The sequence below is a fragment of the Aeromonas sp. QDB23 genome (assembly GCF_027707745.1).
Lineage (GTDB): Bacteria > Pseudomonadota > Gammaproteobacteria > Enterobacterales > Aeromonadaceae > Aeromonas > Aeromonas allosaccharophila.
Genome location: NZ_JAPCJA010000010.1, coordinates 1 through 18,541 on the forward strand (window position 1 = coordinate 1; position 18,541 = coordinate 18,541).

Sequence of the window (18,541 nt, forward strand, 5' to 3'; positions counted from 1 at the left end):
CCAGCCGTAAGGCAAGCTTGCGGAAGAAGCAGCAATTTGCGGGCATGAGCAGCCCATATCTGGAAAAGGTATTGGATTCAGGGCTGGCTGAATTGAAGTCAATTTAACAATATGTTCACGCTCTCGCCCTGGGAAGATGCCTGAGCATCTTCCCTTTTTTGTTTATTACCGATTTCAACGCTAACTCAGTCGCGAGCGGCGACACATCAAGTACCTACCGCTGATTGGCCTCACAATCCACTCTCCCTGCACCGCATCACATCCACCAAGTATGCCCCCTCAATATCCACGCAATCCGCGCTATATCGATGGCAATCAGGTCAAACCAAGCCACAGCGGCAGCGACTACCTGAAATTCAAGCAGGAGACCATCACTTACACCCTGCGCAAAAGCGGCGCCAGCTGGAAAGACAGCGATGCCGGCACCAGCGGCCGCATCCTGTTCGATTGATAATCCCGACACCAGCCTTGCCAGACACCAAGCCCCGCCAAGGGGCTTTTTTGCACCTGCAAAATACTATCAGCCTCTGCATGACCACCAACGAGAAAGTAGCACGTCGCAAACTCAGCCTGCTAGAGCTCGCCAAAGAGCTCAATAACGTCAGCAAAGCCTGCAAGCTCATCGGCTACAGTCGTCAGCAGTTCTACGAAATTCGCCGTAATTTCCAGACCTATGGCGCCGAGGGATTGCTCGACAAATTGCCCGGCTGTAAAGGGGCTCATCCCAACCGGGTCGCTCCCGAGATTGAACAGGCTATCCTCGATTACTCCCTCACCAGACCAGCTCATGGCCCGCTGCGAGTCGCGCAAAAACTGGCTCTGCAAGGCATCAATGTTAGTGCGGGTGGTGTGCGTGGCGTGTGGCAACGGCACGACTTGCTCTCCAAACACGACCGCTTGCTGCGCCTTGAGAAAACCCACCGGGAGCAGACCATTGAGCTCAGTGACGAGCAAATTCGCCTGTTAGAACGCTTTAGCCCCGAGTTTCGCGAACGCCAGATTGAGGTTTACTACACCGGAGAACTGGTGGCGGTCGACACCTTCTTTGTCGGCGCGCTCAAGGGGGTTGGCAAGGTGTATCTGCAAACCGTGCTGGACTGCTACAGTCGCCACGCCTGGGCGCGGGTCTATACCATCCTGTCGGATAACGGGCGCGAGTTCTGTGGGCGCCCTGACCACCATCCCTACGAGCTGTTCCTGCAACTGGAGGGGATTGAGCACCGGACAACCAGGGTGCGCAGGCCGCAGAGCAACGGCTTTATCGAGCGACTGCATTGCACACTGCTGGATGAACACTTCCGTATCAAGGGGAGAACGACTTGGTATGAGTCGGTAGAGCAGATGCAGACAGAGCTGGATAGCGATCTGGAACACTACAACACCCAGCCAACACCCAGCGGCCACATCAGGACAGGATGATGGAGGGTCAAACCCCCTACCGCATGTTCAAGAAGGGTCTGAAATTGATACCGAAGGAAGTACGCTCCAAAGTAGCGTAAACAAGACACCGGTTTGAGGCCGGTGTCAGGTGATAACTAGATCTGTACAACCTGTGTTTATCACATTGCAGCGCGCTGAGCATACAATACGGGCAATAAGAAAGCTCTTATTGCCCGTTTAATAAACGTTACTGTGTTTACCCTAAAGTTTACACAATGCACTCAGCATTCATTAGAATGCGTAAAACAGACCTGCATATACAACATCATCGCTGTTCACTTCGGCATTTTCGAATACATATTCGCTGTATGCCAAGAAGTTGCTGGTGAAGTTGTAAGTCAGACCCAATGTGGTGTAGATGGCACGATCATTGGTCTCTTTAGTCTCGGCGTTGTTGTAAACAACATACGGAGTCCATGCATCCACATTGTAGGAGGCTGCCAGTTCGTAACCACGAGTCTTCTCTTCGTTGTTAAGAACACTGTCGTATTTAACTTTGGAGTCGCTGTAAGAGGCACCCAGGTAGAGGCCTTCCAGGGTATAGGAGGCACCCAGACCCCAATCTTTCTTGCTCTCAAGAGGATTGGCGACAGTCTCATTGAACTCTTTTTGCTCCAGACCGGCAATCAGCGCCAGACCGAACGGGGCTTCGTAGCCCAGCTTGGCAGCGAAGCCACGATCCAGGTCGCCTGTCAGCTCAACAATACCGTTGTTGCTTGCGACATCTTTATAACCGGTATTGGCAGTAATATAGCTCGCGCCGAAGGAGACACCGTTCCACTGGCCATCGTAACGAACCTGACCTTCCTGACGGCCATCGTAGACACTGGCCAAGCCAGAGTTTTCATTCGCAATATCAGCCTTGTTGATAACGTCGTTGAACACGGTATCCAGCTGACCAAAACGGATCATACCAAACTGGGAGCCATCCAGACCGACATACACTTCACGGGAGGTGATGTCATCGCCAGCACTACCTTCTTTAGATTTGTTGGAGGTCAGTTGCCACTCACCCTTGGCCAAGCCAGACCAAGTGTCGTTCAGGGCAACTTTGGTGCTCAGACCGATACGTGCACGGCCAGCGAGATCTTCAGCCTCGCGATCGTGATCACTTGCAAATTGGGTACGCAGGTTACCGGTGATGCCAACTTGAGTACCGTCTTTGTCATAGATGACGGCGGCGTTAGCGGTGGATGCGAACAGAGCCGGGATAGCAATAGCCAGAATTGTCTTTTTCATAGTTTCCAATGCCTACTGTAATTAAACACTAAGTTGTTGTTATTCCCTGTGTTAGCGATGTTCTTTGCATCATTATGCCGCCGAGACTAGCACCGGATTTTTTGAACCGCAATGAAAAAACTTGGAACTTTTTATGGAAACCATAGTCATGGAGACAAAAATGTGAGCCAAGTCTCACCTGGCGGCAAGGCAAAAGGAAAACGTTTACAATGAATCCTGCTGATTATTTGGACTCAAATAGTTTGTTTTGCATGCAAATAACGGTAACTACCTGATAAACAACCAAAGTGGTCTGATCAGCGTAAAACGGCCGTGATAATGGCTGCTGCCTCGACCTCACCGAGGGGTTGCGGGTATCCTTGTTCTTCGATTAACCCCTAACTGGCCTTCTCTTCATGCTCTCTACTCGCCTTAAAGCCACCATTCGTCAAACCTATCGCCAGATTGCGGATGGATTACCCGGTTTTGTGCCGCGCAAAGAGCAGAACTTTCTGGTGGCAGAGATAGCCAAAACCCTGACCGGCGAGTACGACAAACAGCGCCGTATTCTGGTTGCCGAAGCAGGAACCGGTATCGGCAAATCTCTTTCTTATGCTCAGGGTGCCATCCCGGTGGCGCGACTCACCCAGAAGAAGCTGGTGATCTCCACCGCCACAGTGGCCCTGCAAGAGCAGCTGATCCACAAAGACCTTCCTTTTTACCACCGCCATAGCGAGCTGCCGTTTCGCTTTATGCTGGTCAAGGGGCGTCAGCGCTACTGCTGCGAGCATCTGCTGGAGCAGGCAGCCAGTGGCGCCGAGATGGCCAACTTCGAGCTCGACTTTGGCAGTCTGAGCAAATCCAAACCATCTGACAGCGACAAAGATCGCTACCAGGCTCTGTGGCAGGCCTACACCAATGGCAAGTGGGACGGGGATCGGGACAACTGGCCGGAGCCCATTCCCGACACTTGCTGGGATCGCATCGCCGCCGACCGCCACACCTGCAACAAGGCGCTAAGCCATCACCAGCACTGCCCCTTTCATCGCGCCCGCAACGACATGGAGAGCGCCGATGTGCTGGTCGTCAACCATGCGCTGCTGCTCTCCGATCTGACCATGGGCGGAGGCATCATTCTGCCGCCCCCTGATGAGTGCATCTATGTGCTGGATGAGGCCCATCACCTGCCCACCATCGCCCGGGATCACGGCGCGGCGTCGGCCAGCGTCAAAGGCTCGCGTCGTTGGCTGGAGAAGCTGGTACAAAGTGCAGGCAAGCTGGCGCGGACGCTTAATAAGGAGAGCCTGCTCGACCCCCAACTCAAACTGCAGGATGCGCTGGCCTCCATCCAGCCCGACCTGAAGGCGGTCGAGCAGTGGCTCAGCGCCAACGATCGGCTGTTTGGTACGGAACCTCACTACCGCTTCGCCGAAGGGGTATTGCCGGATCCCCTGCCCATGCTGGCGGAGAATCTCAAGGAGTCGAGCAAGAAGGCGCTGCGAGCGCTGGATCGGATGCAAGGGGCCATAGGTGAAGCGCTGAAAGATGGCGAGATCCGCCGCAAGGAGGCCGAACCTCTGCTGGCAGAGAGCGGTTTTCATCTGCAGCGGCTGGAGAGTTTCTGCGCCCTGTGGGAGATGCTGGGGCGCCATGTGCCGACCGGTAAAACCCCGCTCGCCCGCTGGATGGCCAAGAGCGATGACGGCGATATCTGGTTGCACGCCTCACCGATTGAGGTGGGCTATCTGCTGGAGGAGTGGCTCTGGTCGAAATGTCTGGGAGCCGTACTGGTCTCGGCGACCCTCACCGCCCTCTCTTCCTTTAGCTATTTTCGCCATCAGGTGGGGCTCAAGGAGCACGACGGTACCCGCTATCTGCGCTTGCGCTCCCCCTTTGACTACCAGAAAGCCGAGCTCTATCTGCCCAAGATGGAGCACGAACCCAACTCGCCAGCCTTTACCAACGAGCTCATCAGCGTACTGCCACGCATTTTGGCGGGCAAGGAGGCGAGTCTGGTGCTCTTCTCCTCCTACCGCCAGATGAATGAGGTGGCTGTTGGCTTGCGAGCCAAGGGACTGTCACTGCTGGTGCAGGGGGAAGCCTCCCGCAATGCCCTGCTCACCCTGCACAAACAAAAATGCGATGGCGGTCAGGCCAGCATCCTGTTTGGTACCGGCAGCTTCTCGGAGGGGCTGGATCTGCCGGGTCACTATCTCACCAATCTGGTGATCACCAAACTCCCCTTTGCGGTACCCAACTCACCGGTCGAGGAGGCTACCGCCGAGTGGGTGGAGCAGCGAGGGGGGAACCCGTTTCTGCAACTGACGGTGCCGGAGGCATCGCGCAAACTGATCCAGGCCTGTGGCCGCCTCATTCGCAAAGAGGCCGATCGGGGGCGGGTCACCATTCTGGACCGGCGTCTGCTGACCAAGCGTTATGGCAAGGGGTTGCTTGATGCCCTCCCCCCGTTTACACGGCGGATCGAATAAATAAGCCGGTTATTATTGATAGAAAAACTGACAGCGGAGCGAACGTTGAGCACCAGAAAGAGCCATTGCCGCAGTAGGCTAAACCTGTAAAAATAAGCCCCTGTTTTCAGTGGGCAATCGCCTGACTGTTCAAGGAGATGAAATGAAACTGACTGTTCTGGTACCGGCCCTGGCTGGTCTGTTGTGGGCCGGTAGTGCCCTTGCTGATGCCCAATTGGAAGTGACCACCCCGTATGTCGTCCAGCTGATCGATGGTCAATCCATCAACCCCAAGCTGCTCGACAAAACCAGCACCTTCCCCCTCTCTGCCGGCAAACACCAGTTGGTCGTCGCCTTTGAAGGCAACTACTCCAGCCGTAACGAAATCAAGCTGGTCACCGCCGAGCCGCTGGTGCTGAACTTCACTGCCGCCGACAACCAACAGCTGGTGCTGGACTATAAAAAACCCCGCAACGAAGCCGAAGCCAAGCAGTTTGTCAAAGATCAGAAAGTGGCGCTGAAAGACAAGGTCAGCGGCCAGCAAGTGAGCAGCGAACAGTTCGTAATGCCGAAAGTAGAGGGCTTCCAGCTGACCCGTGACTATCAGCAAGAGCTGATCAACATGGGTAAAGCCTTCAACCAGCCCAAAGCAGTGGCCGTCTCTTCTGCTGCCGTGATGGCTGCCGCCAGCGCACCGGTTCAGGTTGCCCCCAGCAAGGCACAGAGCAATCCGGAAGCCCTGACCCAGCTGCAAAACTGGTACAACAAGGCGGATGCGGAAACCCGCAAAGCCTTCCAGATCTGGGTTATCCAGCAGCAGTAATCCGGGACCTTCATCCTGACCCGTCGGGAATGACAAGGGGAGCCTGGCTCTAATGCCGATCAGTTAAGGATCCATTGACCGATCCTGCTGATGTGTAAAAATCCGAAACCTGTTGATTGGTTTCGGATTTTTTATGCGTATCGTACAGGCTCTCGACTTCCTCCACGCCAGCAATGCCGCTCAGTTTGAGTCACTCTCTGACCTCATTCCCCCCGAGCTCATCATGACGCTGCTCGGCGAAGAGGGCGTCGCTACCCTGCGCCGTCGCCGCATGCTCATGGAGCGCCTGGTCTGGGCCATCATCGGCATGGCCATCTTCCGCCATGTCCCCATGACCCAGCTGGTCAATCAGCTCGATATCCTGTTGCCCGGTGACCGTCCCTTTGTTGCCCCCAGCGCCTTCCTGCAAGCCCGCCAAAAGCTCGGGGACAAGAGTATCGAACGGCTGTTTCACGAGACCGCCTCGCTCTGGCACCAGCAGGCCAATCACCCCGGCTGGGCAGGGCTGCAACTGCTCGCCGTTGATGGCGTGATGTGGCGAACCCCCGATACCCCGGACAATGCCGCTGCGTTTGCCAAACCCGGCACCCAGCATGGGGAGACTGCCTATCCGCAGGTACGTATGCTCTGCCAGATGGAACTCACCAGTCACCTGCTTGTTCAGGCTGCCATGGAAAGCTGCGCCGTCAACGAGATGGTGCTTGCCGAGCAGCTTATCGAACGCACCCCAGACCACTCACTGACCTTGTTCGACAAGGGGTTTTACTCCCTCGGCTTGCTCCACGCCTGGCAGACCACTGGCAGCGAGCGGCACTGGTTGCTGCCACTCAAAAAGGGCACGCAATACGAGGTGGTGCGCAAACTGGGGCGCCAGGATGTGCTGGTGCATCTCAATACCAGTCCACAGGCGAGGAAGAAGTGGCCGCAACTACCGGACACGGTGGAAGCCCGTTTGCTAACTCGCACTATCAACGGCAAAGAGCGGCAGGTACTGACCTCGATGGTCGACCCGATGCGCTTCCCGGGAGCAGACATCGTCGAGCTCTACAACCATCGCTGGGAAATCGAACTGGGTTATCGGGAAATGAAGCACAGCCTGCAAAAACACCGATTGACCCTGCGCAGCAAGAAGGCGGCGGGGATACGGCAAGAGCTGTGGGGCGTACTGCTGGCGTACAACCTGCTGCGTAGCCAGATGGTGAAGATGGCGACGAGCCTGAAGGGATACACGGCGAGCCAGCTGAGTTTTCACATGGCGTCGGTCTATCTTATCCATGAACTGAGCTGCATGCCTTACCTGTCACCAGGGACAATCCCGAAGCGGGTAGCTGACCTGGAGAAACAAGCGGGACAGTTTGTGCTGCCGGAACGAAGGGAGCGAAGTTACCCCCGCTGCGTGAAGCCAAGGCCACAGAGGTATAGTGTGAAAAAAGCCAATAAAAACAATGCCAGTCAGGCTTAACTGACTGGCATTAGAGCCTGGCTCCCCTTTTTCATATCCAGGTTCATCTCTGCACCGATGGAACCATGCCCTGATGTCACTGCATATTTTCTATCACCCCCTCTACTCCTCCCTGACCCTGCCCGAACGCCATCGCTTTCCACTGGCCAAGTATCAGGGGCTGTTTGAGCTGTTGCAGGCGCAAGGTTATCCCCTTGGCGAAGCGCCCGCGGCCACCCGGGAGCAAATCTGCCGCATTCACGATGCCGATTATGTCGCGGCGGCCCTGAGCGGCCAGCTTGAAGAGCGCGCCATCCGCAAGATCGGTTTTCCCTGGTCACCCATGCTGATGGAGCGCACCTTGCGCTCGGTGGGTGCCACTATTGCCGCCAGCCGCTATGCACTTGAGCAGGGCTGCGGCTTGCAGATCTCCGGTGGCTACCACCACGCCCATCGGGATCACGGCAGCGGTTTTTGTCTGTTCAACGATCTGGTGATTGCCGCCCAAGCTTGCCTCGACGAGGGGCGCTGCGAACAGGTGCTGATTATCGATCTCGATGTGCATCAGGGAGATGGCAGTGCGGCCCTGTGCGCCGGGCGGCGCGATATCATCACCCTATCCCTTCATGGGGAGCACAACTTTCCCCATCACAAAGCCGCCTCTCACCTCGACTTTCCGCTGCCAAGCGGCATGACGGACGATGCCTATCTCACCACATTGCAACAGGCGCTATCACTGGCACTGCGGCTCTATTCGCCTGATCTCATCCTCTATCAGGCAGGCGTCGATGTGCATCATGCCGACGAGCTTGGCTATCTCTCCCTGAGCGAGAAGGGGTGCGCCTGCGCGATGCCATGGTATTTGACTGTGCAATCAAGCATGGGTTGCCTGTCGCCGCTGTACCCGGTGGCGGCTATCGCCGCGACTGGCAGCAGCTGATCCCGCTTCATATGTCGCTGTTTGAAGCGGCACGCCACCGTTTTGGCTGATGGCATTGCTTGAGAGCGCGGACACCCCATCAGAGTCGGGCGTACACTTCACCAGATAAAACAGAAGAGGCGACCCTGGGGCCGCCTCTTCGTGTTTCGTCATCTGGGTCACACAAGCCCGCTCGTTGTCAGGCAAGCTCGGGACACCTGAGGATAATTATTTCTGACGCTTACGGGCGTACTTGCGACGGGCGCGGGCCTGACGCTCCTCTTCCCGCTCGGCCTTCTCTTTGGCTTTTTGCTCGGCTTCTGCGGCGGCTTCGACAATCTCGACGCTCACCATCTCCGGCGTCTCCAGCGAGATGCGGCCAAGCAAACCGGAGCGGAACTCGTTGATCAGGATCTCGGACGCCTTGTGCAGGTCGGCCAGCCCCCCTTTACGCATAAACGCCCGCTGGCGGGCGATCATCTCCAGCAGCTCGATCTCGGTCTCGGGCAACTCGTCAATCTGGTAGCGCGCCTTGATCCGCTCCGGATAGGCCTTGATGAAGTAGTCAGCGGCGAACATGGCGATATCGGCATAGTCGAACACCGTGTCCTTGATGGCCGCTGTGATGGCCAGACGATAACCACAGGAGGGCGGGTTGAGCTTGGGCCAGAGGAAACCCGGGGTATCGGTCAGGATGACGTTGTTATCCAGCTTGATCCGCTGCTGGGACTTGGTCACCCCGGCCTCGTTGCCGGTGCGGGCGATGATGCGCCCCGCCAGGGTATTGATCAGAGTGGACTTGCCCACGTTGGGGATCCCCATGATCATCGCCCGCACGCCGCGCAGCTCAAAATTGCGCTCCGGCAGCATCTCGTGACAGAGAGTCAGCAGTTGCTTGATCTTCTCCGGCTCTTGTTGCGTCAGCGGCAGCGCCTTGATCCCCTTCTCTTTTTCCATGTGCGCCACCCACAGATCGGTGATCGCCGGATCGGCCAGGTCCGCCTTGTTCAGCACCTTGATCACCGGGGTATCACCACGCAGCTCGGGCACCAGCGGATTTTCGCTGGAGAAGGGGATGCGGGCATCGAGCATCTCGATGATCACATCGACCTGGGGCATGACCTCGGCAATCTCTTTGCGGGCCTTGTGCATGTGACCGGGGAACCAGTTGATGGACATATCCGTTACTCTCTGTGGGGGCTGCGGGCGGGCGCATGGAACAACAGGCGCTCTGCCGCGGGCATCGAACGAAGGGGGCGCATTTTACCTGCTGCGGGCACATTTTGACAGGTCATTCTAGCCATCACTTCATCAAATCAGCAAACCGCCGAGGCGGATAAACCTTGCCGGAAGCGACCGGACCAACTGGCTCAATTGATAGATAACACTTTGATATAGTGTAACATTCTCATCACTTTTTCACACAACCGTCACCGATAGTCAGTAAAAGTGTCATCTGCCCCCTCTAGGCTGCGCTCAGGTTTTACAAGGAGCGAACCCCAATGAGAAAAATGGCAGGACTTGCAGTGATGATCGGCGCCGCCCTGGCTGCCGGCTGCAAATCAGACAATGACACGGTGGCGACCAAGCCCGCAGCCCAACCCACCAACGTCATCTTCTTCCTCGGTGACGGCATGGGCCTCAACACCCTGACGGCCGCCCGCATCTACGGTGTCGGCGAAGAGGGTGATCTCACCATCGATACCCTGCCAGAGACGGCCTTTATCAAGACCTTCTCCCATGATGCCCAGGTCACTGACTCGGCCCCCTCCATGGCGGCCTACATGACCGGGGTCAAGAGCAACAACGGCGTCATCAGCATGGACGGCGATGCCACCTATGAGAGCGACTGCAGCAAGAGTGCCGGCAAGCCGGTGACTACCCTGCTGGAGCTGGCCAAAGCCGATGGCCGCGGTACCGGTGTGGTGACCAGCACCCGGGTGACCCACGCCACCCCGGCGGCCACCTATGCCCATATCTGCAACCGGGATCTGGAGGCGGATATCGCCACCCAGCTGGTGCCGGGCGGCAAAGGCTATAACAGCGCCCTCAAGGAGGGGCTGGATGTGGTGCTCGGTGGCGGCAGCAGCTTCTTCCTACCCAAAGCCGACAAGGGCAAGCGGGAGGATGGCCGCAACCTCATCAGCGAAATGCAGGCCAAGGGTTACCAGTTTGCCAGCAATCTGGATGAGCTGAACAAGGCCGATGCGGGCAAGCCACTGCTGGGTCTGTTTGGTTCCAGCCACATGAAATATGACCTGGACCGCCCCGCCAGCGAGCCGTCACTGGCCCAGATGACCCTGGCCGCCATCAAGCAGCTCAAGGGCAAGGAGAAGGGTTACTTCCTGATGGTGGAAGGGGGCCGTATCGATCACGCCCTGCACGACACCAACGCCAAGCGGGCGCTGCAGGATACCCTCGCCTTCGACAACGCCATCAAGGCTGCCATCGACGAGGTGAAAAAGAGCGACCCCGAGCTGAAAAACACCCTGATCGTGGTCACCGCCGACCACGACCACACGCTAGTGCTCAACGGTTACGCCAAGCGCACCGGCAAGACCACCGCCAGCAACCCCGGCGTGCTCGGGCTGGTGAAGAACTACGAGACGGGCGAACCGAGCAAGGATGGCGAGGGCATGCCCTACACCATCATAGGTTTTGGCAACGGCTACAACCGGGTGGATGGCCCGCGCAGCAGCGTCGCACCGCTCGATGATGCCACCGTCTCTGCCAATGACTACCACCAGGAAGTGGTGGTCAAGGTGGGCGAGATCGGCAACGAGACCCACGGCGGCACCGATGTCTTCCTCGGCGCCATCGGCAAGGGGGCTGACAGCTTCCATGGCTCACTCGATAACACCGCCGTGTTCGGCAAGATCAAGGCTGCGGCCAAGCTGTAAGGAGCACTTTCATGAGCAAACAGATGAACACATCCATCAAGCACACTCTGGTCTGCGCCGCCCTGTTCAGTGCGCTGGGTGCAACCTCCCAGGCACAGGCCGGTGATGCCAAAAACGTCATCCTCTTTATCGGTGATGGCATGGGGCCCACCGTGCTCACCGCCACCCGCCTGTTCAAGGTGGGGGAGGAGGGCAACCTGGAGATGATGAAACTGCCGCGCAGTGCCCGCATCAAGACCTTCTCCAACGATGCCCAGACCACCGACTCGGCCCCCTCCATGGCGGCCTACACCACCGGGGTCAAGATGAATAACGAGGTGATCGCCATGAGCAGCGACACCAAAGCCGTCGCCCCCGGCAAAGATGTCAACGGCAACAAAACCATTAACAACTGCAGCAGCGATAACGGCAAGCCGGTGCCCACCATCCTGGAGCTGGCCAAGGCGGCAGGCAAATCGGTCGGGGCCGTCACCACCACCGAGCTGACCCACGCTACCCCGGCGGCCACCTACTCCCATATCTGCCATCGGGATGCCGCCTATGACATTGCCGCACAGGCTGTTCCGGGAGGCGCTGGCTTTAACAGTGCCCTCAAGGATGGGGTCGATGTGCTGATGGGCGGCGGTGCCAACCACTGGACCCCCTACAGCGCCAGCAACAAGGGCGGTCGCAATGACAACCGCGACCTGACCGCCGAGATGAAAGCGCAGGGATACAGCTATGTCACCACCCAAAGCGATCTGGCCAAGGTCACCAGCGGCAAGCTGCTCGGTCTGTTCAGCAGCAAATCCCACCTCGACTACGAGCTGGATCGCGTCGCCAAGGGGGCAGCCAACACCCAGCCGTCCCTCTCCGAGATGACCGCCAAGGCGATCGATCTCTTGAGCCAGAACAGTCAGGGTTATTTCCTGATGGTAGAAGGCGGCCGGATCGATCACGCCCTGCATGGCACCAACGCCAAGCGAGCCCTCACCGATGCGGTGGCACTGGACGAGGCGGTCAAAACGGCGCTGGGCAAGGTGGATCTCAACAATACCCTGATCGTAGTCACTGCCGACCATGACCACACCATGACCATCAACGGCTACGCAGCCAAGGGCAACCCGGTGCTGGATCTGGTGAAAAATGGCGACGGCTCGACCCAGAACGATGTGGATGGCAAGCCCTTCACCACCCTGGTGTTCGGTAACGGCCCCAACCGTGCGGACGTGCGCCCCGTCCTCACCAGCGATCAGGTGATGGCCAATGAGTACCTGCAGGAGACCGGCGTCAAACTGGCATCGGAAACCCACGGCGGCGGCGATGTGATGCTGTTTGCCGATGGTGCCGGCAGCAACCGCTTCAAGGGCACGCTGGATAACACCAAGGTGTTTGGCAAACTGCGGGAGGCGCTCGGCCTGTAAGCAGCGGGGGCCCAGGTGCAACCAGAGCAAGATGCTCAGGGCATCCGGGCCCCGGCTCTTTCGAGCGACAGATGATGATGAGATTTCTGCTTTCGTTATGGCTGCTTTGCACCCTGACCTCCTTCCCCCTTTATGCTGACGACACGCCCCCGGATCTCGCCGCCCGGATCAGCTATCACGACCGGGTCACCGGCAGCGATGGCATCGCCAGAGAGAGTGTCTGGCAGGAGAAGTGGCTGCGTGTGGGCAATCAGGTGTGGAGCCAGCGGCTCATTCCCCTGCCCCTTGCGCGCGCCTATCACGCCACTCACGACGCCACGCCCGGCCACAAGCACTTTACCCACCAGATGGCGGCCCGCTGGGTGAGCCGCAGTGATGAGGGTGAACTTCAGTTGCGTTACGCCGACAGCTGGCACAACCAGCTGGTAGAGGTGCCGGTGGAAGAGTATGGCCAGGTGGCCTTCAAACCCGACTGGCCGCGGATCCGCCATCTCGTCAACCCGGCGCTGATCGAGGGGATGACTCCGCTGGATGAGACCGCCCCCGAGCAGGCCCGCTGGTATCAAAAACGCGAAGGGCGGCAACGAACCCGCATCCTCTGGTCGCATCAGTGGCAGATCCCGCTGGTGGTGGAGTCGGCCAGCCTCGATGGCTATCGCAGCTACCGGATGGAGGTGACCCTGCGCAAGCTGCCCGCTCAGCTCCCCTGGTTGCAACTCGCCGATTACGAAGTGCGCGATTTGCGGGATTTCTTCGACTGAGATCCCAACCCTTCAGCGGGTGGAAAGACAACGCAGGCAGGAATGTTACACTCTGACCATTCGACTCTGGCTCACGATCTTGATGCGCGCTCTCTGCCTGCCCTTTTTTGCCCTGCTGTTATTGCTGGTACACACCGGCGCCCAGGCTATTGTGCTGGTGGCGGCCGAGCTGCCCCCCTATGTCATTCGCTCCTCTCACGGCAAACCAAGCGGTGTCGCCATCGAGATCATGGAAGAGGCCGCCCGACGCCTCAAAGAACCGCTCACCATCGAGTTGATGCCGCTGGCACGGGCGCTCACCCAAACCGCGCATCGCAAGGATGTCTTGCTGATCCCGCCGGTGCGCAGCTCTCAACGGGAACACCTCTACTACTGGGTGACACCGATCCTCGATGACGATTTTGTCATCGTCAGCGATCGCCGGTTTCATCCTGCCCCGCTCAGGGTGACTGATCTCCCCCCGCTGCAGGTCGGCACCCTGCGCTACTCCTTCGGTCAGCATCTGCTCAGACAACGACTCCAGCTTGAGAGTGATACTGTGGCTACCGAGAAGCTCAATGCCCAGAAATTGAATCGGGGTCGCATCGATGCTTGGGTGGCCGCCTGGAACGCCATCCTCTACAACCAGCGCCTTGGTGCTTTGCCGACCGACCTGCTGGTACGCGGGGAGACCCTGATGCGCACCCAGTTTTATGTCGCGGCCAGCAAGGATTTCCCCTTCACCGAAGGTCGTCGCTGGCAAGCCGTGATCGACGAGATGCGCCATGATGGCACCCTGGCGCGGATCATCCGTCAGTACAACTATCAGGCTCCTGAGTAGTCACTCAGTCACGGTTGCCAAGGCCAGCCAGAATGGTTATGGTAGCCCCATGAAAATACTCGTTATTTCCTCGCATTTGCTCACACCCTGCTGAGCCCCCGCCTCGCTCCTTCGGCCGCGAGTCGTTTGGGGGCATGGCATTTTCACTGTTTTGAATCTGTGTAAACCATTGTGTGACATCCAGCGTACTGGCCAGCCTTCCCTTGTCGGCCTGGCCTCTCTGCTATTGATAAGGAATATCCTATGAAACAACCTCATCTCGTTATCTCCAGCCTTGATCTGGACCGTATCGAACAACTGCTCGGCAACCACCCGCAGCATCTGGCCCTGCAAGAGGAGCTGGATCGCGCCGAGATCCGCGAACCGGCCGACATGCCGCCGGACGTGGTCACCATGAACAGCAAGGTGCGCTTCAAGATGCAGAGCAGCGGCAACGAGTTCTGCCTCACCCTGGTCTACCCGCGCGATGCCAAGGGTGACGAGAGCAACATCTCGGTACTGGCGCCGGTGGGCAGTGCCCTGCTCGGCCTGAAAGTGGGCGACAGCATCGCCTGGCCGGGTCCCGCCGGTCGCACCATCGAGGTAGAAATTCTGGAAGTGGTCTATCAGCCGGAGCGCGCCGGCGAGCTGCACCGCTGACTCCGGTTGCGGGCAGGCCAGCCCGCACAGCCTGATCCCGATCAAGCTTCCCTTGCTTATCGGGCCGATTTTTCCCCTATCGTCCTCCGCCCCTTGAGCCTGACTCAGGGGGCAGGTATCTTGTTGGCCGCGTCATGGTCATGACGCACCGAATTTCAGGCTGACATCATGATAAAAATTGCCCTCATCGACGATCACCAGATCGTCCGATCCGGTTTTGCCCAACTGCTCAATCTGGAGCCCGACCTGCAGGTGGTCGCCGAATTCGGCTCCGCCAGCGACGCCCTTGCCGGCCTGCCCGGCAGCGGGGCGCGAGTCTGCGTCTGCGACATCTCGATGCCCGACCAATCGGGGCTGGATCTGCTCAAGCAGCTCCCCTCCGGTCTCGCGGTGGTGATGCTCTCGGTACACGACAGCCCCGCCCTCATCGAGCAGGCACTGCAGACCGGTGCCAAAGGATTTCTCTCCAAGCGCTGCAGTCCGGACGAGCTGATCGCCGCGGTGCGCACCGCCGCCCAGGGGGGGTGTTATCTGACGCCGGACATCGCCCAGAAACTGGCCAGCAGCAGCCGGGATCCCCTCACCAATCGGGAGCGGGAGATTGCCCAATTGCTGGCACAGGGGCTGGAGGTGAAGGCCATCGCCGAGCAGCTCGGCCTCTCCCCCAAAACCGTCCACGTCCATCGCGCCAACCTGATGGACAAGCTCAAGGTCAGCAACAACGTCGAGCTGGCCCACCGCATGCTGGATAGCTGGTGATCTCCCGTTTTGCCAGCTATGTCGCCATCGCGCTGGCGGCCTGCTTCATTTTTGCCGCCGGCTGGTTTTGCCTCTGGAGCATCAGCCTGCATCTGGCGGGTGGCCCGGCGCTGGCGGTGCTGCTATTCCCCTTCGGCCTTCGCCTCGGGTTGTTGTTGCAAAGTCCCGGCCACTACTGGCCGCCGCTGTTGCTGTGCGAAGGGCTGCTGCTCTACTGGCTCAATCTGGAGGTAGGGCTCCCCCACTGGCCGTGGCTGGTCGCGGGCAGTCTGCTGACCCTGCTACCGCTGCTGATTGCCCGTCGCCAACAGGTGCGCAACGACTGGCAGCAACTGTTGCTGCTGCTCGCCACCGTCACGGCGGCGGCGCTGCTGCAAGCCCTGCTCTGGCATCTGGCCGGGGAAGATGGCCTCTCGGCCCTGCTGCTCAGCCTGACCGGCGGGCTGACCCTCACCTCCACCTGCATGCTGATCTGGCACTACCTCACCCGCGCCACCTGGGTGCCGCTGGGGCCTGCGCTGGTGGATCAGCCGGTGGAGTGGCGCTTTCGCCATCTGGTCTGGTATCTGCTGCTGTTCATATTGAGCCTCTGGCTGCAACTGGGATTGCCCAACTCGCTGGTGCGCTTCACCCCGTTTTGTCTGGCCATCCCCATCATCGCCATGGCGTGGCGCTACGGCTGGCAGGGGGCGCTGCTCGCCACCCTGATGAACACCATCGCCCTGCTGGCCAGTCAGGCCTGGCACGATCACCCCCTCGACTTGCTGCTCTCATTGCTGGCCCAGAGCCTCACCGGCCTGCTGCTCGGCGCCGGGATCCAGCGCCAGCGCGAACTCAATCAGGCGCTGACCCGCCAGCTCGCCCATAATCGCCAGCTCACCGAGCGGCTGCTGGAGACCGAGGAGAGTATCCGCAAGGAGGTGGCGCGCGAGCTGCACGACGACATCGGCCAGACCATCACAGCCATTCGTACCCAGGCTGGCATAGTGCGCCGCCTCGCCCCCGACAACGCCGGGGTGGGCCAGAGCAGCGCCCTCATCGACACGCTGTCGCTCGGGATCTATGACGCGGTACGCGGTCTGCTCGGGCGGCTGCGCCCGCGTCAGCTCGACGACATGACTCTGGAGCAGGCGGTACGCAGTCTGTTGCGGGAGCTGGAGCTGGAGCGTCACGGCATCGTCACCCGGCTGGAGTGGCAGCTGGCGGATGGGGATCTCTCCGATGCCCAGCGGGTCACCCTGTTTCGGGTCTGTCAGGAGGGGCTCAACAACGTGGTCAAACATGCCAATGCCCACTCGGTCACCATTCGCGCCCGGGCCAGCGGCGAGCAGCTGCAACTGGTGCTGGAAGATGATGGCCGCGGCCTGCCACAGAGTCGGCCGCAACAGGGCTATGGCCTGCTCGGCATTCGCGAGCGGGTACAGGCGCTCGGGGGCAGCATGCAACTCTCCTGCATCCACGGCACCCAGCTGACGGTCAACCTGCCCAGTCGCAGACGGGAAGAGAGTCATGGCTAATCACCACCGGAGGGCCAGCCTGTGCTGAGTTTTATGAGAAGCGCGCCGCCCCAGCCGCTCATTCGTGAGCAGGCCGAGATTGATGCCACTTATCGCCACTGGCGACTGCATCTGCTGCTGACCATGTATCTGGGCTATGCGGTCTTCTACTTCACCCGCAAGAGCTTCAACTTCGCCATGCCGGACATGCTGGCGAGCGGGATGCTGGACAAGTCCGACATCGGCATGCTCTGGACCCTGTTCTACATCACCTACGGCTGCTCCAAGTTCTTCTCCGGCATCATCAGCGACCGCGCCAACCCGCGCTACTTCATGGGGATTGGCTTGATGGCCACCGGGGTCATCAATATCCTGTTCGGCCTCTCGTCGGCACTCTGGATGTTTGCCGCCCTCTGGGTCGCCAACGCCTTCTTTCAGGGCTGGGGCTGGCCCCCCTGCTCCAAGCTGCTCACCAGCTGGTATTCGCGCACCGAGCGCGGAGTCTGGTGGTCGGCCTGGAACACCGCCCACAACGTCGGCGGGGCGCTCATCCCCCTTATCGTCAGCACCATTGCCCTGCAACATGGCTGGCGCTACGGCATGATAGTGCCCGGCCTTATCGCCATCGTGGCGGGGTTGTTCCTCTGCTGGCGGCTGCGGGATACCCCGAGCGCCATGGGGCTGCCGACTGTGGGCGAGTGGCGCAAGGACGCCATGGAGCTGGCCCAGCAGACCCAGGATGCGGGGCTCTCCCACCGCCAGATCCTGCGCAAATATGTGCTGGGCAACCCCTATATCTGGCTGCTGGCCTGCTGTTATGTGCTGGTCTATGTGGTGCGCACCGCCATCAACGACTGGGGCAACCTCTATATGACCGAGCAGCGTGGCTTCAATCTGATGAGCGCCAACTCGGCTATTTCGATGTTCGAGGTGGGGGGCTTTATCGGCGCCCTGGTGGCGGGCTGGGGATCGGACAAGCTGTTCAACGGCAACCGTGGCCCGATGAACCTGATCTTTGCGGTGGGGATCCTGCTGGCGGTGGGATCGCTCTGGCTGATGCCCTTCTTCAGCTATGTGATGCAGGCGGCCTGCTTCTTTACCATCGGTTTCTTCGTGTTTGGCCCGCAGATGCTGATCGGCATGGCAGCGGCGGAGTGCTCCCATAAAAATTCGGCGGGGGCGGCCACCGGCTTTGTCGGTCTCTTTGCCTACATGGGGGCGGCGCTGTCGGGCTATCCGCTGGCCAAGGTGATGGAGATCTGGCACTGGAACGGCTTCTTCGTGGTGATCTCGGTGGCGGCCGGCGTCTCGGCCCTGCTGCTGCTCCCCTTCCTCAAGGCGCAGGCCCCCAGAACGGCTCAAGCAGCGTCAGAGTAACGGCTGGCATCTGGCAAGCCAGATCCGGCAAGCGGAAGTAGGCAGGGCGCGGATCACCGCGCCCTGCCTTTATCCCT

Annotated in this window: 14 protein-coding genes and 2 pseudogenes; 14 read left to right on the forward strand and 2 right to left on the reverse strand. The window is 59.4% G+C overall.

Annotated features, from left to right (window positions below):
- Nucleotides 1-271: 271 nt before the first annotated feature.
- Nucleotides 272-451 (forward strand): hypothetical protein, encoded by a 180-nt coding sequence (locus PG888_RS06610; RefSeq protein WP_139730521.1) that lies wholly within the window; start codon nt 272-274, stop codon nt 449-451.
- A gap of 80 nt (nt 452-531) precedes the next feature.
- Nucleotides 532-1,499 (forward strand): annotated as a pseudogene (locus tag PG888_RS06615) (integrase core domain-containing protein).
- Nucleotides 1,500-1,671: 172 nt separating this feature from the next.
- On the opposite strand, the gene PG888_RS06620 reads toward PG888_RS06615, so the two are convergent.
- Entirely contained in the window at nt 1,672-2,679 is a 1,008-nt protein-coding gene (locus tag PG888_RS06620; RefSeq protein WP_139730522.1) for a porin, read from the reverse strand.
- Nucleotides 2,680-3,074: 395 nt separating this feature from the next.
- Between PG888_RS06620 and dinG the strand changes: the two genes are divergently transcribed.
- From dinG to PG888_RS06640, 4 genes and pseudogenes are all read left to right on the forward strand, one after another.
- Nucleotides 3,075-5,147, forward strand: a complete 2,073-nt coding sequence (gene dinG / locus PG888_RS06625; RefSeq protein ID WP_182970760.1) for an ATP-dependent DNA helicase DinG — start codon at nt 3,075-3,077, stop codon at nt 5,145-5,147.
- Nucleotides 5,148-5,289: 142 nt separating this feature from the next.
- The gene (locus PG888_RS06630; RefSeq protein ID WP_042655856.1) at nt 5,290-5,949 is read left to right on the forward strand and encodes a YccT family protein; all 660 of its coding nucleotides are present in this window, start codon (nt 5,290-5,292) and stop codon (nt 5,947-5,949) included.
- A gap of 133 nt (nt 5,950-6,082) precedes the next feature.
- Nucleotides 6,083-7,411: an IS4 family transposase gene (locus tag PG888_RS06635; RefSeq protein ID WP_270693053.1), complete on the forward strand. Its 1,329-nt coding sequence runs from the start codon at nt 6,083-6,085 to the stop codon at nt 7,409-7,411.
- A gap of 73 nt (nt 7,412-7,484) precedes the next feature.
- Nucleotides 7,485-8,380 (forward strand): annotated as a pseudogene (locus PG888_RS06640) (histone deacetylase family protein).
- 157 nt (nt 8,381-8,537) lie between these two features.
- Here the strand turns inward: PG888_RS06640 and ylqF are convergent.
- Nucleotides 8,538-9,488: a ribosome biogenesis GTPase YlqF gene (ylqF, locus tag PG888_RS06645; protein ID WP_005334061.1), complete on the reverse strand. Its 951-nt coding sequence runs from the start codon at nt 9,486-9,488 to the stop codon at nt 8,538-8,540.
- A 323-nt stretch (nt 9,489-9,811) separates the two neighbouring features.
- On the opposite strand from ylqF, the gene PG888_RS06650 reads away from it, so the two are divergent.
- From PG888_RS06650 to PG888_RS06685, 8 genes are all read left to right on the forward strand, one after another.
- The gene (locus PG888_RS06650) at nt 9,812-11,209 is read left to right on the forward strand and encodes an alkaline phosphatase (RefSeq protein ID WP_182970758.1); all 1,398 of its coding nucleotides are present in this window, start codon (nt 9,812-9,814) and stop codon (nt 11,207-11,209) included.
- A gap of 11 nt (nt 11,210-11,220) precedes the next feature.
- Entirely contained in the window at nt 11,221-12,612 is a 1,392-nt protein-coding gene (locus tag PG888_RS06655; RefSeq protein ID WP_182970757.1) for an alkaline phosphatase, read from the forward strand.
- A 74-nt stretch (nt 12,613-12,686) separates the two neighbouring features.
- Complete coding sequence (locus PG888_RS06660; protein ID WP_182971041.1) at nt 12,687-13,373, forward strand: hypothetical protein; 687 nt, start codon at nt 12,687-12,689, stop codon at nt 13,371-13,373.
- Between the two features lie 82 nt (nt 13,374-13,455).
- On the forward strand, nt 13,456-14,193 hold the full coding sequence (locus PG888_RS06665; protein ID WP_042022132.1) for a substrate-binding periplasmic protein: 738 nt from the start codon (nt 13,456-13,458) through the stop codon (nt 14,191-14,193).
- 243 nt (nt 14,194-14,436) lie between these two features.
- Entirely contained in the window at nt 14,437-14,832 is a 396-nt protein-coding gene (rnk, locus tag PG888_RS06670) for a nucleoside diphosphate kinase regulator (protein WP_005334070.1), read from the forward strand.
- A gap of 168 nt (nt 14,833-15,000) precedes the next feature.
- The gene (gene uhpA / locus PG888_RS06675; protein WP_005334071.1) at nt 15,001-15,591 is read left to right on the forward strand and encodes a transcriptional regulator UhpA; all 591 of its coding nucleotides are present in this window, start codon (nt 15,001-15,003) and stop codon (nt 15,589-15,591) included.
- Nucleotides 15,588-17,108, forward strand: coding sequence for a signal transduction histidine-protein kinase/phosphatase UhpB (uhpB, locus tag PG888_RS06680; RefSeq protein WP_182939335.1), 1,521 nt, complete (start codon nt 15,588-15,590; stop codon nt 17,106-17,108). The genes uhpA and uhpB overlap by 4 nt, the downstream gene beginning before the upstream one ends.
- 21 nt (nt 17,109-17,129) lie before the next feature.
- Nucleotides 17,130-18,464, forward strand: coding sequence for an MFS transporter (locus PG888_RS06685; RefSeq protein ID WP_182939334.1), 1,335 nt, complete (start codon nt 17,130-17,132; stop codon nt 18,462-18,464).
- Nucleotides 18,465-18,541: the final 77 nt, after the last annotated feature.

What these genes read in the sequence shown, in the direction of transcription:
- PG888_RS06610 (WP_139730521.1), top strand. Translation starts at nt 272, where the DNA reads ATGCCCCCTCAATATCCACGCAATCCGCGCTATATCGATGGCAATCAG.
- PG888_RS06665 (WP_042022132.1), top strand. Translation starts at nt 13,456, where the DNA reads ATGCGCGCTCTCTGCCTGCCCTTTTTTGCCCTGCTGTTATTGCTGGTA.
- rnk (WP_005334070.1), top strand. Translation starts at nt 14,437, where the DNA reads ATGAAACAACCTCATCTCGTTATCTCCAGCCTTGATCTGGACCGTATC.
- PG888_RS06655 (WP_182970757.1), top strand. Translation starts at nt 11,221, where the DNA reads ATGAGCAAACAGATGAACACATCCATCAAGCACACTCTGGTCTGCGCC.
- PG888_RS06635 (WP_270693053.1), top strand. Translation starts at nt 6,083, where the DNA reads ATGCGTATCGTACAGGCTCTCGACTTCCTCCACGCCAGCAATGCCGCT.
- PG888_RS06620 (WP_139730522.1), bottom strand. Translation starts at nt 2,679, where the DNA reads ATGAAAAAGACAATTCTGGCTATTGCTATCCCGGCTCTGTTCGCATCC.
- PG888_RS06660 (WP_182971041.1), top strand. Translation starts at nt 12,687, where the DNA reads ATGATGAGATTTCTGCTTTCGTTATGGCTGCTTTGCACCCTGACCTCC.
- ylqF (WP_005334061.1), bottom strand. Translation starts at nt 9,488, where the DNA reads ATGTCCATCAACTGGTTCCCCGGTCACATGCACAAGGCCCGCAAAGAG.
- PG888_RS06630 (WP_042655856.1), top strand. Translation starts at nt 5,290, where the DNA reads ATGAAACTGACTGTTCTGGTACCGGCCCTGGCTGGTCTGTTGTGGGCC.
- PG888_RS06650 (WP_182970758.1), top strand. Translation starts at nt 9,812, where the DNA reads ATGAGAAAAATGGCAGGACTTGCAGTGATGATCGGCGCCGCCCTGGCT.
- dinG (WP_182970760.1), top strand. Translation starts at nt 3,075, where the DNA reads ATGCTCTCTACTCGCCTTAAAGCCACCATTCGTCAAACCTATCGCCAG.
- uhpA (WP_005334071.1), top strand. Translation starts at nt 15,001, where the DNA reads ATGATAAAAATTGCCCTCATCGACGATCACCAGATCGTCCGATCCGGT.